This window comes from uncultured Brachyspira sp. (genome assembly GCF_944388875.1).
GTDB lineage: Bacteria > Spirochaetota > Brachyspiria > Brachyspirales > Brachyspiraceae > Brachyspira.
The window spans coordinates 1-14,308 of sequence record NZ_CALXKQ010000035.1; the positions used below are offsets into that span (position 1 = coordinate 1).

Consider the following 14,308-nt stretch of genomic DNA (forward strand, 5'->3'; position numbering starts at 1 on the left):
GTAGACTGTAGACTGTAGACTGTAGACTGTAGACTGTAGACTGTAGACTGTAGACTGTAGACTGTAGACTGTAGACTTAAACATGATAACTATCATATATAATAAATAAAAAAAGTCAAGTATTTTAAGAAAAAGCCCATAAAATAATTTATATAGGCTTTTTTATATAAAAAATTAAATATATTACTGTAGATCAGCTGGTATTGTTATACCAAGTTTTTGAGCAGCATTTGTATTAATACTTAATGTAGGAGTTTGCAGATATTCTATAGGCATAGTTGCTGTAGATGCTTCCCCTTTAAGTATTCTTACTGCCTGTTTAGAAGTCAATTTACCAAGTTCATAATGGCTTATACCATAAGTAGCAAGTCCTCCTGATTTAAGCATATCAACTTCGCCGCATATTACTGGTATTTTAGCAGGCTCTGTAACTGATATCACATTAGCCATACCAGAAGCAAGCATATTATCTGTAGGTATATATACAGCCTCAGCCTTACCTATTATACTTTGAACAACCTGCTGTATATCATTTGGATTAGTTACTGTAGCTTCTATATAAGATATTCCCATTTCATCTAACTTTATCTTTGCCATATCTATTTGAAATTTTGAATTCTGTTCGCTTGAATTATACATAAGGGCAACTGTTTTTACATTAGGCACCAATTTTTTTAATAATTCCATCTGTTCATCTACAGGAGTTAAATTTGAAGTACCAGATACATTTCCTTTAGGGGCATCATTTTTTTCAACAAGTTTTGCTGTTTCTGGATCTGTAACTGCTGTAACTAATATAGGTATATCTTTTATTAAATTTGCTGCTGCCTGTGCTGCAGGTGTTGCTATTGCAAGTATCAAATCGCTTTTATCATTTAAAAATTTCTGAGCTATGGTAATACAGTTAGCCTGCTCCCCCTGTGCATTCTGATAATCGAAAGAAACATTTTTTCCTTCTTCGTATCCAGCCTCTTTTAATCCGTCTACAAAACCTTGGTACGCCTGATCCAAAGCTGGATGCTCAACTAACTGTATTATACCTATCTTTATTAATTCATTGTCAGAAGACTGATTATTTTCTGTTTTTGAGCAGGAAAAAACCATTATAAATATAAATAATAATATAAAAATATTTTTTTTCATAGTAATAAATAACCCTAATAATATATTTTTTAATAAAAAAAGCCCATATAATATATAGGCTTTTGTATAATCAAATTAAATAATAATCATAAATCGGCTGGTATTGTAATGCCTAATTTTTGTGCTGCATTAGTATTAACTTCTAATACGGGATTTTGTATATATTCTATAGGCATAGAGGCAGGAGATGATTCTCCCTTAAGTATTTTTACAGCCTGATTAGCAGTTAATTTGCCTAATTCATAATAATCTATACCATAAGTAGCAAGCCCACCAGCATTAAGCATGCCAACTTCTCCGCATATTACTGGTATTTTAGCAGGCTCTGTAATAGCTATAACATTTGCCATACCTGCAGAAACCATATTATCAGTAGGTACATATATAGCATCAACCTTTCCTACCAAACTTTGTACTACCTGCTGTATATCATTAGGATTTGTAATAGTGGCATCCATATATGATAATCCCATTTCATCTGATTTTGCTTTTGCTATATCAACTTGGAATTTAGAGTTTTGTTCGCTTGAATTATATAAAAAAGCTATATTTTTAGCTGAAGGAACTAATTTTTTTAGTAATTCAATTTGCTCTTTTACTGGTGTTAAATCTGATGTACCTGTAACATTTCCTCCAGGGGCTGTATTATCAGCTACTAATTTAGCATCTGCAGGATCTGTAACAGCTGTAATTAATATAGGTATATCTTTTGTTGTATTTGCTGCTGCCTGTGCTGCAGGTGTTGCTATTGCAAGTATTAAATTAACTCTATCATTAACAAACTTCTGAGATATTGTAATGCAGTTAGCCTGTTCGCCTTGGGCATTTTGATAATCTATAGTTATATTTTTACCGTCTTCATAACCAGCTTCTTTTAATCCGTCTATAAAACCTTGATTAGCTTGATCAAGAGCATTATGTTCTACTAGTTGAAGTATTCCTATTTTTAATGTTTCAGTATTATTTGAAGATGTATTAGCTGAATTATTTGAACAAGAAATAATTAATATTCCAGCTAAAAATATAGTTATTAACTTTTTCATTATTATATATCTCCTTGATTTATACATAATTACTGTTATTAGTATTATATAATACCATAATAATAAAGTCAAATAAATTTACTATCAATATATTTAATTATTAATATTTTTGTTTAGTTTTTAAAAAATCTTCTATATAAATATTGTGCTTATTAGACGAATTCCTTTCAAATATGTTAACATATCTATCAATAGTTCCAAACATAGCGGCAGCATTTAATATCAAAAAAATAACTAAAGCAAAAAATATTTTTTTATTGTTCAAAATATAATTCTCTTTTTTGAACAAAGAATAATATTATAGGACTATAAGATACAGAGAAAAGCCCATACAAATAGTGAAAATAACCTTCACCAAATTTGAATGTATTAAAACATAAAAGTGTAGAAAATACGGATAAAATAAAAAATCTTGACAATTCTAAAATAGTACCCTCATAAGATGTTTTTGCCTTATATTTAAAATTAAATACATAGTACAGCATATTAATTAAACAATATAAAGAAAATATTATACTTAAAACCAGAAATATCAAACCGTATATATAAGACGGAGAAGAAGTCCAAAATTCTATTATATTTTTTAATCCTTGCAAATAATGAGATGACATTTCATTAGTTGGAAATAAAAATAAAGCCTGCACTTTAGCAACAATTATTCTTGATACTCCATACCCTTTTGACATCATTGATTTTGTATTAATAAAAGAATTATTAATTTCAGAAATTAGATACGGCAGATATAATAAAAAGGATAAAAATATGCCTAATATCCAATACTTCAAATATTTAATTGTGTTTTTATAAGTTACTATTAAATAAAATATCATACTAGGAATAACAGAAAAGAAAGAGGCAAAATGACCTTGAGCAATAATTGCTAATACTGGAAAAATAAAAATAGATGATATTACAGTTTTCTTATTTGATTTTTTATCTATGTATTCGTAAAGAAGAATAAAAAATATAAAGCTGAATATTAAAGATATATTTGGATTCCAAAAATTAGTCATAGCTTTTACCAAATAACCATTAAGTAAAATAAGAGGCGACATCAAAGAACAAACAAAAAGCCCTAATCTTTTATAAAGCCAGAATATAAATAATGATATTATCAAAAGACTAAAAAAATAATTTATAATCTTTGCTGCAAATAAATTTTCATTTGAAAGTTTATAACATAATATATAATATATATAGTAAGCTCCTCCCGGTACTCTTGGCGTTATAAACTCATCTTCAATCGTATCAGAAAGATTAAATCTTGTACCTGTTGCAGGCAGTTCTTTTTTATCATACCATCTATACATATCATAAAAATGCTGAAAATCATCATAAGTACTCCTAATAGGAATAATATGAAATGATAATACAATATTAAAAATAAACGAAAAAATAATAATGAATAAAAGTATTATCCTAATACTATTTATTTTCAAAAAGTCCAGCATAAATATTGATCCTAATTGAAACAATTATAATAAATTAAATAAAAAAATCAATAAAATAATTATACATTAAGAATCAAATCAATATTGAAAATTATATATTATATGATATCATCATTTATAACTTTATAATTATGAGGCAGTAAATTGATTAGACATTCCAGACCTACTATAAGAAAAAAAGATTTAGAATCAGCTTTAAGGGTAATGATAAGCGATAACCTTGCAACAGGCGATATAATCTATGAATTTGAAAGAACATTTGCCAATTATTTCGGAAAAGGTTTTACTGCTATATTTGTTAATAGCGGTACATCTGCATTAGAGCTTATATTAAGACATCTTAATATAGGAGAAGGAGATGAGGTTATAATGTCATCTTTTTTAAATGCTTCACCTCTTCAAGTTGTTACAAATCTAAAAGCAACTCCAGTACTTATAGATATAGATGAAGACAGCTTTCAAATCTCTATGGACAATGTTATAGAATCTATAAATGAAAAAACAAAAGCAATTATAGTTTCTCACATGTTTGGAAACTGTGCATTAATAGATGAGCTTGCTGATATTAAAGTTCCTGTTATAGAGGATGCTTCTCATAGTTTGGGTGGAAAATATAGAGATACTCTTCTTGGAAGTTTCGGAGATTTTGCATACTTTTCTCTCTCTGCAACTAGAATGATAACTTCAGGCGGTGCTGGAGGAATGATACTTACTAAGAAAAAAGGAATGGATGCCATAAGGGATATTATCCATTATGATAAAAAAGAAAATTTTATTCAAAGATTCAATTATTGTGCTACTGATTTACAGGCATCTATAGGTATAGAAGAATTAAAGCATCTTGAAAGAATGGTAGAAGTAAGGTCTGATATCGCATCATTCTATGATAATGCAATACTTGAAAGCAATTTAATGAAACTATCTACGCATGACAGTGAAAGTCCATCATATTACAGGTATGTATGCATGCTTAATGGATCTATGAATATTTATGATGCTATAAAAATGTTTGAACGTCATAATGTTGAGGCTGCAAGACCTATATTCAAGCCTCTTCATCAGTATTTGAATTTACCAAATGAAAATTACCCTAATACTGAAAATGCATATTTAAAAAGCATATCATTGCCTATATATCCTACTTTGCAGAAAAGTGAGGCTGAACTTATTTGCAAACTTATAAAACAAATAAGATAATATATAAAATTAAATTTAATAAAATATACTTGCTTATTATGTAAATATGATAGGCAAATCCTCCACTAATAGAAGCTACAAGGGTATCATCATTATTTTAGGTAATATATTTTATATTGCAATTCATATAAACTATAATAATATTTGAAAAAATACATACAGCTTTTTAAAGTATCTATAGTTTTATTAATATCTAATTTATTTTTATCTTTTACTATAATGTTTTGTTCACTTCCAAAATTCGCTTATAATACAAATTAATTTGGAATAGAATCAAAATCTATATCCCACACTCCTAATAATGGTATTAAATATTTATCTCCTATTATGTTACTAACATATCTATAATATAAATACTTATCAGTAGATTTAGTTGTTAATTGATAATTATAATATAATTTAAGCCATTGCATTTTTTATTAAATGTCTTTGTCTACTCTAAATTTAGATCATATCCAACTCTCTCTCTTTAAACTGCTTTTTGATAACCTCCTCTACAAATTTTAAATTTCTTCTACTGTCATTATATCTCCTTATTATTTTTTATTAAAATAAATTAATCTAAACCATTTTTACGTAAAATTTCATATACATGATCTCTATCAATAAAATCTACATTCAGATTAATAAATTCCACAGCATTAGTAAAAAAAATATTTTTCATCCTTTCTTTATCATAAGCAATATTGTTTATTTTATTAATTAAATATAAAATAGCATTATCTACAAAAACTCTATTAATATATTTTTTATGTTCTTCTATAAATTTTTTATTTTTCACAAAATCAATTAAATCATTAAAAATGAAAAATATATCTGTTACATATTTTTCATTAATAGTATTATCCTTTGAGTCATCTCTAATATTATAATAATATAAATGAAAAGGTATATTTATTAATGAATTAGTCACAGTAAATATTTTATAATTAGCATTTAAATCTTGTGCTCTATATGGCGTTACCATAAAATCATTTCCAAGCTTTAATAATAAATCTCTTTTATACAATTTATTCCATAATGATGGGTTTATTTTAGATAATGAGAATAATTCTATAATAGTCTTGCCGTAAAGTAATGGCAATATTTCCAGAAAAATATTATTTATAATTTTTAATTCATTAACAATAAAATATCCGAATGTTACTACATCAACATCATATTTAATTAAATGATAAAAAGCTATTTCACATGCATTTAACGATAAATAATCATCCCCATCAACAAAAAATAAAGAATATCCATTCGCTGCTTTTAATCCTGTTGTTCTTGCTCCTCCTGCTCCTATATTTTTTTCGTGTTTTATATATTTTATTCTGCTATCTTTTAATGAATATTCCAAACATACTTTATCATCCTCTAAATTCGGTGAATTATCATTAACAACAATTATTTCTATATTTTTTAATGACTGGTTTATAATACTTTCTAGGCAAGGTTTCAAATACTTTTCCCCTAAATTATATACTATTACTATTATAGATACATATATACCATTTATATTAGTATAGTTATTAACATAATCTAAATAATACCCTGATAAAAATATATTATTTCTATTATCATTAATAAGTAATTTATCTATTTTTTCTTCCAATAAATTTATTTTATTTATTAATGGTTTTGTTACTATCTTAATACCAAATATTTTTCTAATTCTATATAATCCACTATCATACTTATGATATATAAATCTTAGTATTTTTTTTAACATAGAATTTCCTTATAATTATTTTATTTTAAATGTAAGAGTTATAAATAATATTTTTATATATATATATTTTTTATCACTGCTTATATTGAATAAATTTTTTAATAAACTATTAAGACTTATAATATTAGGTTTCTCATAATATTTATTAATTTTTGCAGATATTTTTATAAATAGAATTTTTATAATAAAATAATTATGATATCTAACTATAGCAAAAAAATAAGGCAGAAGTTTATCAATAAAATATTCGTAATCCTTATGCTCTTTTCTTAAATTATTTTCTTCAAATTGCACAGCATGTATAAGCTCATCTATAACACTTTTTACATTCTCATCTATAGCAATATTTTCATTATTTTTATTCTGCTCTATATCAGCAAATAATTTTTTCCATAATGCAAATATATTTTCATCAGAAAAATTATACAAGCTATTTTTAGCTTCAATACCTAATTTATTTCTATATTCATCATCTTCCAATACTTTAACTAAAGCATTTGATAATTCATTTATATTATTTTGAGGAACTCTTACAAGCCCTTTATTGTCTTTAACCATCTCTAAATAAGGCAAATCAAACATAACCGTTGGTATGCCATAAGATTTTACTTCTCCCAAAACCATAGGAAATCCTTCAAAAGATGAAGTAAATAAATGCACAGAAGATTCTAAAAGATATTTTTCTATATTAGTTTGATATCCTAGTAATTTGCAATTATTTTCTATTTTTAATTCTTTAATTTTTTGCTTAACCAATCCTTCTTCATACGAATCTCCGTTTCCAATAATCAACAATTTGGCATCAGGAATACTTTTCACAACTTTAGAAAAAGCTTCTAAAGCAAGTATAGGCTGCTTTACATCTATTTCAAATCTGCCTATCCATACAATATTTTTTTGCTTTAAATCTGATATATTCGTATTATTGATATTGAAAGTTAAAAAATTAGGAATATAGTAAATATTATTTAATCCCATATACTCATAGAATCTTTTAGTAGTATTAGACAACACAATTAAAGCATCAGAAAATTTATACATATTAATTCTATTTAATTGATTATTAATATTTCTTCCGTCATATACGGAATAACTAAATACACTATGTAAAACTGTTATTAATTTTATACCTATATCTTTAATTATTAAAGAATCTATAAACAATTTATCAGAAGTCCACCCATTATGTATAAAAATATCAATATTATATTTTTCTACACTGTCTCTAAAAATTGCGTACCTGCTTTCGTAGTCATTAGATAAAACTATTCTAGAAGTATTATTAGGCAAAGAATAATCTTTATCATTTGGCTCTTCATTTGTAAAAATTATTATATTATATCCGCTGTCATTAAATATAAATGATAATCTTGATATAAATCTCTCTACACCTCCATTATATAATCTATTATAAATTATTCCTATATTTTTTATTTTTTTTATTTCTTTTTTATTAGAAAAATGAATAGAACTCAAATTCATTTTATATAAATCTTTTGAATAATAATCTTTAGATATAGAAAGAACGCCTAATTTTTCTATCCATAAAATAGTTAAACTCTCTTTTAAATCATAATTAAGAATAGAATTATTAAATAATAATTCTCCATATAAAAAATTTGTTAATACATAAAATGAGCTATAATAATTATCATCTAGTTTCTTTTTAATAAAAAAATCATTTATCATTGACAAAACATATAAAGTATCTTCAACCCTTTTTATCTCTTTATTTGCCGAAGATCTTTCATGAGAATTACCAGAAGTATTAATTTCATAAAAATATTTAGCATTACTGCTATATATAAGTTTTTTAGAATAATAATATATAATGCTTGTCTGAAGTAAATCTTCAGAAAATAGCAAACGTTTATTTTTAGGCAAGTCATTCATTGCTAAATCAATAATGTCTTTTTTTATTAATTTAGTGCATATACTCCAATTATATATGTTTTTTAATAATAATTTTAAAATATCTTCACCTATTAATATTCCGGTCTTTGGTTTATTATACCAAGTATCTTCTTTTATCTTTCCATTTGAAACTATCATCAGTTTTGCTACAACAACATCTGCATCATTTTTTACAGCCTCATTATACATTATTTCTATGGCATCATTACTGTAATAATCATCAGAATCACAATTAACTATAAAATCTCCTTTGGCTTTCATCCATCCAAAAATTCTAGCATCATAAGGTCCGCAATTATTTTTAAGATCCAATAATATAATCCTATCGTCCTTTTTTAAATATTCTTCTATAACAAATTTTGAATTATCGGTTGAAGCATCATTAACTACTATAATCTCTATATCTTTAAAAGTCTGTTTTATTAAATTATCCAAGCATTTTGAAATCAGTTTTTCTCTATTATATACAGGTACTATTACACTAACTTTAGGCATTATTACTTACCCCTTTATTTTTATTTAACTTTATAGTAAAAAATAAAATTTTTATAATTGTATAATCTTTAGCAGTTTTAATAGAAAAAATATTTCTTAATAAGTTGCTTAATGTTATAACGATTGGTTCATCTAAACATTTCTTATTTTTTACAATAATTCGTATCCCAAATATTCTAACTATAATATCAAAATCTTTCATTATCACAGAAAAAAAATACGGAAGTAATTTATCATTTAGCTTTTGAATATTATTTTTTTCTAAATTGTAGTAATCATTTAATTTTAAATATTGCTCTATTAAATTTTTATCAAAATATTTATTTATAATTTCTAAATATTTATTATCATTATTATTTATCTTTTCAAAAAGATACATATATTGATTATAATACAATTTAGCAAACTCATATCCGTATGAAATATTTGAATTTATTTTTACTAAAAAATTATAAAACTCATCTAATGCTAATTTAATATTTCGGCACATATATTCAAATTTATCTAAACTAATTTCATCATTATTCTTTGTACTTACACCTATATCAGCATTATAAATATATAATTGATCATGTAAAGTAATAAATGATTTAGAAAAATAAAAAGCTATTAAACATTGAAGCATGTCTTCAGAACTCATTAATTTAACATCTGGAATATACTCTATCAATTTACTTATTATTTCTTTATTAAAAAATTTACCCCACATACTATGAGGTATTCTTCTATTTATAGCTTCATTAATCAAATAGTCTGTATTAATATTATATCTATTTGTAAGCAAAGACCATTGCATATCTTTAGTATCCCTATCAGAAATAACTTTAGTTCCAAAATATATTATATCATAATCTTTTTCTTTTATAATATTATATACTTTTTCACATGCAGTAATATCAAGCTCATCATCAGAATCAACATAAGTAATATATTTTCCTGAAGATGCAGTATTTCCAGTCTTTCTTGCTAAAAGTAAATTTTTATTTTCTTTATGTTCAATATATATTATTCTATTATCTATTTTTATATAATCTTCTATTATTTTTTTGGAATTATCTGTAGAAGCATCATTAACTACAATAATTTCTATATCTTTAAAAGTTTGATTTATCAAGCTATCCAAACATTTAGAGATATATTTTTCTGTATTGTATACAGGAACTATTATAGAAAATAAAGGCATATTAAAACTCTCATTTTTTACATAATATTATATCATAAAAAATAAAAAAACAACTATAAATTAAAATATTTAAATGTATCTTCCAAGCCTTTTTCTATAGAAACAAAATCAATATCAACTAAAGAAAGCAATTTTTTATTATCTAAAATACTGTGTTCAATATCGCCTTCCCTAGTATTTAGATAATTAGATTTTACATTATTATTTGATATCTTAACTATACTTTCAAAAAGTTTATTTATTGTTATAGCAGAATTAGTTGATATATTAAGTACTTGTTTTGATACATTGTTTTTTACTAATTCTAAAAATATTTTGGCAATATCTTTTACATATATAAAATCTCTTGTTTGTTCTCCATTTCCAAATATATTTATTTCTTTATTATTTATAAAATTATCTATAAATATTGATACAACTCCAGCTTCTCCATGAGGAGTTTGTCTTGGACCGTAAACATTTGAAAATCTGCAAATAATATAATCTATATTATAAAGCTCAATATATTTTTCCATAGTTAGTTTTGAAACACCATAATAGGATATCGGACTAACCGTATGATTTTCATCTATAGGTAAATATTTAGGCATTCCGTAAACAGCGGCACTTGAAGATACAATTATTTTTTTTATATTATATTTTTTCGATAACTCTAATACATTAAGAGAAGCTATTATATTTTCATTAGCATCATTAATAGGATCTCTCATAGAATAAGGAACTGAAACCTGTGCGGCAAGATGAATAACATATTCTATATTATATCTTTTAAAAATATCTTCTAAAGCACCATAATCTTTTATATCTATATTATAAAAAATAGCTTTTTCATTTATGTTTTCTTTTCTTCCTGTAGATAAATTATCAGCAATTATAATTTCATAATTATTTTCAATAAAAATATCAGATATATGCGAACCAATAAATCCAGCTCCACCTGTTACAAGTATCATAAATACTCCTATAATTTTATCTTTATAAATAATATTTTTATATATTTATCATTTTTATTATCTGTATTAATAGAAAATATGTTTTTTAATAAAGAGTTTAAAGATATTACTTTAGGTTCTTTTAAACATTTACTATTTTTTAAATTTATTTTTATACCAAATATTTTTATATTAATATAATATTCATACATGATTATTGAAAAAAAGTATGGGGTAAGTTTATTAATAATATTTTTTTCTCTTTGTATTTTTAAATCTTCATACTCTTTTAACTTTGAATATCTATTTATTATATTTATGTCAAAATAACTCTCTAATATCTCTGTGAATTTATTTTTATTTTCATTATCTACTATTTTTTCTTTTAAAAATCTATACTGATTATAGTATATAGTATAATAATAAAATCCATATAATAACTCTGTACCCTGCTTTTTTAAAAATTCCAAAAACTCTTTACACCCAATAGCAGAGCATTCACATAAATAAGAATATCCTTCAAAACTCAAATTGGAAGTATTTTTATTACTTTCTCCAATGCTAATATAGTAATAATATAACTTTTCATTTATAGAAGAATATGATGAAGCAAAATAAAAAAACATTAATGACTGAAGCATATCCTCCGCATTCATAAGCCTTATATCAGGTATATACTCTGTAATTTTTTTTATAATATCTTTTTTATATGCTTTACAGCACATATTATGCGGAAGTTTTTCTAAAACTACTTCACTTAATAAATATCTTTCATCTATTAAACTTCTATTAGAGGAAATATACCATTCAACTTTATTAATTGCTCTAATTCTTTCTTTATCACTAATATTTACATCATTATCTAATATTGCTTTTGCAGAAAAATGTATAACATCAACTTCTCTTTTTTGGTATTCATTATATATAAACTGACAAGCATTAATATCAAGCTCATCATCAGAATCAAGATAAGTTATATATTTTCCATTAGCATTTAAATTACCAGTTTTTCTAGCAAGAAGCAGCCCTTTATTAACATCATGCTTTATATAAACTATTCTTTCATCATTATATTCTTTTACTATTTCATCACAATTTTTAGGAGAGCAGTCATTAACTATGATTATCTCTATGTCTTTAAAAGTTTGATTAACAACACTATCTAAACATCTTTTTAAATACTGTTCTGTATTATAAACAGGTATTATTATGGATATAAAAGGTTCTACATTATTATTCATAAATTACTCTCTAAACTGCAATGAATATAAATACTGATATTTTCCGCCCTTGTTCATTAACTCTTCATGCGTACCAGATTCTATTATTTTACCATCTTCAACAACGCATATATATGTAGCATTTTTAATAGTTGAAAGTCTATGAGCTATTACAAATGTAGTTTGAAGATTAATAATTTCATTTAACGCTTTTTGAACATACATTTCACTTTCTGTATCTAAAGCACTTGTAGCCTCATCCAATATCAATATAGATGGTCTTCTTAAAACAGCCCTAGCCAATGCTATACGCTGACGCTGACCTCCTGAAAGCATTATACCTCTAGGACCTATATGAGTGTCATAACCATTAGGCAATTTTAATATAAACTCATCAGCATGAGCTATTTTAGCAGCCCTTATCATATCATCATCTGTGGCATTTGTATCTCCGTATATTATATTATCTCTTACTGTACCGTAAAATAAAATGTTTTCCTGAGATACAACTCCTATATGCTGTCTTAAACTTCTAGTGTTTATTTCTTTATAATCTATTTCGTCAAATAATATCTGACCAGATGAAGGAGTGAATAATTTGGGTATTAATGTAACTAATGTTGTTTTTCCGCCGCCTGAATTACCTACAAATGCTACTATATCGCCTTTTTTTACTTTGAAACTAACAGGTCCTAATTTAAAAGGCTCTTCCTGACCTCTTTTAGGATATTCAAATTCAACATCCTTAAACTCTATAGATTTTTCTATAGGCTTCATCTGCATTTTTGTCTTATCATCAACATCCTCCTGAGGTAAATCCATTATTTGAAAAACTCTTTTACCTATAATTTTAGTTGACTGCAAACCTACAAAAAGCCCCGATAAATCTCTTACTGGTGTTGAAATATTAAGCATATAAAGTAAAAATCCCCATAAAAATTCAAAAGGCATCTCTCCGTTAAATACTAAATATCCGCCATAAGCCAATATAAGAAGCATAGCAGCTATCATTATAAGCTCAACTAAAGGTCTGTTTAATACAGAAATCATAGTCATTTTTCTTGTATAATCTATTATTTCATTATTATATTTAACATACCTATCAACTTCTACATCCTCTTTAGAAAATATCTTTATAACTTCAATACCTCTCATATTTTCCTGCATTATTCCGCTCATATTAGCATTCATCTCCTGAGTCTTTCCAATTCTAGGTCTTATAAGCTTTGATATTTTGTCAGTACCTATAGCTATTAAAGGACTGGCAATCAAACACACTAAAGTAAGTTTTGCATTCAAAAAAAACAATACTAATAATGTAAGTATTAAAGTTAAAGGTATAGTTATCATATTAGGAAAAGTAGTGGTAACAAAAGCAGATATTGCTGAGCCTTCATTAATTCTTGCTAATATAGTTCCTTCTCTCTCCTGTTTAAAATATCCAATATCAGTATTTAATACAGATTTGAGCATATCAGCCTGAACATCTCTATTTATAGCCTGACTGCAAAAAGTAAATAAAAATGATTTTAAATAATCTAAACCAACTCTAAGTATAACATAAATAAGACCTATTATAATTACAGCAGTAAATTGCAAAAGTAAATTTGCATTAAAAATACTTCCTGTACTTAAAGCATCTCCTAAAATAGCTTGGGCATCTATCTCAAATAACTTTTTCAAAAAAGGTATTCTCTCTACTAACTGAGCTGATTTACCTCCTGTAAGTGCTATTGCCATCTGACCAAAAAATGGAGGAAGTATATTTATAACTGTATAAATTAAACTTACAAATAATGGTATAAAATATAAACCTTTCTGTTTAACAGCATATTTAAACATTCTTCTATATACGTGTTTTTCTTCTGAAGAGTAATATTTGTCTATATGAATTCCGCTTCTTGCCGTATCATGCAAACCTTTCTGTTCTTCTTTCTTTTTAAAAAATTCTTTTATCTGTTTAATCATTAAAAAATCCAAATTATTATATAAGATATTTTATAGTATAATATCCTA

General features: G+C 25.0%; 11 protein-coding genes. 1 reads left to right on the forward strand and 10 read right to left on the reverse strand.

Annotation, left to right across the window (positions count from 1 at the left end):
- Positions 1 to 183: 183 nt before the first annotated feature.
- From Q0J69_RS13350 to Q0J69_RS13360, 3 genes are all read right to left on the reverse strand, one after another.
- The gene (locus tag Q0J69_RS13350) at positions 184 to 1,143 is read right to left on the reverse strand and encodes an ABC transporter substrate-binding protein (RefSeq protein WP_297208332.1); all 960 of its coding nucleotides are present in this window, start codon (positions 1,141 to 1,143) and stop codon (positions 184 to 186) included.
- An 86-nt stretch (positions 1,144 to 1,229) separates the two neighbouring features.
- The gene (locus Q0J69_RS13355; protein WP_297208334.1) at positions 1,230 to 2,186 is read right to left on the reverse strand and encodes an ABC transporter substrate-binding protein; all 957 of its coding nucleotides are present in this window, start codon (positions 2,184 to 2,186) and stop codon (positions 1,230 to 1,232) included.
- 254 nt (positions 2,187 to 2,440) lie between these two features.
- The gene (locus Q0J69_RS13360; protein ID WP_297208336.1) at positions 2,441 to 3,637 is read right to left on the reverse strand and encodes a hypothetical protein; all 1,197 of its coding nucleotides are present in this window, start codon (positions 3,635 to 3,637) and stop codon (positions 2,441 to 2,443) included.
- Positions 3,638 to 3,781: 144 nt separating this feature from the next.
- Between Q0J69_RS13360 and Q0J69_RS13365 the strand changes: the two genes are divergently transcribed.
- Positions 3,782 to 4,834, forward strand: coding sequence for a DegT/DnrJ/EryC1/StrS family aminotransferase (locus tag Q0J69_RS13365; RefSeq protein ID WP_297208337.1), 1,053 nt, complete (start codon positions 3,782 to 3,784; stop codon positions 4,832 to 4,834).
- A gap of 257 nt (positions 4,835 to 5,091) precedes the next feature.
- On the opposite strand, the gene Q0J69_RS13370 is transcribed toward Q0J69_RS13365, so the two are convergent.
- From Q0J69_RS13370 to Q0J69_RS13400, 7 genes are all read right to left on the reverse strand, one after another.
- A complete protein-coding gene (locus Q0J69_RS13370) occupies positions 5,092 to 5,247 on the reverse strand; it encodes an ATP-grasp fold amidoligase family protein (protein ID WP_297208338.1) in 156 nt (51 codons plus the stop codon).
- A gap of 143 nt (positions 5,248 to 5,390) precedes the next feature.
- Positions 5,391 to 6,548: a glycosyltransferase family 2 protein gene (locus Q0J69_RS13375; RefSeq protein WP_297208339.1), complete on the reverse strand. Its 1,158-nt coding sequence runs from the start codon at positions 6,546 to 6,548 to the stop codon at positions 5,391 to 5,393.
- 15 nt (positions 6,549 to 6,563) lie between these two features.
- Positions 6,564 to 8,957, reverse strand: coding sequence for a glycosyltransferase (locus tag Q0J69_RS13380; protein ID WP_297208341.1), 2,394 nt, complete (start codon positions 8,955 to 8,957; stop codon positions 6,564 to 6,566).
- Positions 8,950 to 10,140 (reverse strand): glycosyltransferase family 2 protein, encoded by a 1,191-nt coding sequence (locus Q0J69_RS13385; protein WP_297208344.1) that lies wholly within the window; start codon positions 10,138 to 10,140, stop codon positions 8,950 to 8,952. Before Q0J69_RS13385 ends, Q0J69_RS13380 begins: the two co-directional genes overlap by 8 nt.
- Before the next feature lie 53 nt (positions 10,141 to 10,193).
- A complete protein-coding gene (locus Q0J69_RS13390; protein ID WP_297208346.1) occupies positions 10,194 to 11,093 on the reverse strand; it encodes an NAD-dependent epimerase/dehydratase family protein in 900 nt (299 codons plus the stop codon).
- A gap of 8 nt (positions 11,094 to 11,101) precedes the next feature.
- Complete coding sequence (locus tag Q0J69_RS13395) at positions 11,102 to 12,313, reverse strand: glycosyltransferase family 2 protein (protein ID WP_297208348.1); 1,212 nt, start codon at positions 12,311 to 12,313, stop codon at positions 11,102 to 11,104.
- Between the two features lie 3 nt (positions 12,314 to 12,316).
- Positions 12,317 to 14,260 (reverse strand): ABC transporter ATP-binding protein, encoded by a 1,944-nt coding sequence (locus tag Q0J69_RS13400; RefSeq protein ID WP_297208350.1) that lies wholly within the window; start codon positions 14,258 to 14,260, stop codon positions 12,317 to 12,319.
- Positions 14,261 to 14,308: the final 48 nt, after the last annotated feature.

Excerpts from the sequence above, each read along its gene's own strand:
- Q0J69_RS13355 (WP_297208334.1), bottom strand. The coding sequence starts at position 2,186 with ATGAAAAAGTTAATAACTATATTTTTAGCTGGAATATTAATTATTTCT.
- Q0J69_RS13370 (WP_297208338.1), bottom strand. The coding sequence starts at position 5,247 with ATGCAATGGCTTAAATTATATTATAATTATCAATTAACAACTAAATCT.
- Q0J69_RS13385 (WP_297208344.1), bottom strand. The coding sequence starts at position 10,140 with ATGCCTTTATTTTCTATAATAGTTCCTGTATACAATACAGAAAAATAT.
- Q0J69_RS13380 (WP_297208341.1), bottom strand. The coding sequence starts at position 8,957 with ATGCCTAAAGTTAGTGTAATAGTACCTGTATATAATAGAGAAAAACTG.
- Q0J69_RS13400 (WP_297208350.1), bottom strand. The coding sequence starts at position 14,260 with ATGATTAAACAGATAAAAGAATTTTTTAAAAAGAAAGAAGAACAGAAA.
- Q0J69_RS13350 (WP_297208332.1), bottom strand. The coding sequence starts at position 1,143 with ATGAAAAAAAATATTTTTATATTATTATTTATATTTATAATGGTTTTT.
- Q0J69_RS13390 (WP_297208346.1), bottom strand. The coding sequence starts at position 11,093 with ATGATACTTGTAACAGGTGGAGCTGGATTTATTGGTTCGCATATATCT.
- Q0J69_RS13360 (WP_297208336.1), bottom strand. The coding sequence starts at position 3,637 with ATGCTGGACTTTTTGAAAATAAATAGTATTAGGATAATACTTTTATTC.
- Q0J69_RS13375 (WP_297208339.1), bottom strand. The coding sequence starts at position 6,548 with ATGTTAAAAAAAATACTAAGATTTATATATCATAAGTATGATAGTGGA.
- Q0J69_RS13395 (WP_297208348.1), bottom strand. The coding sequence starts at position 12,313 with ATGAATAATAATGTAGAACCTTTTATATCCATAATAATACCTGTTTAT.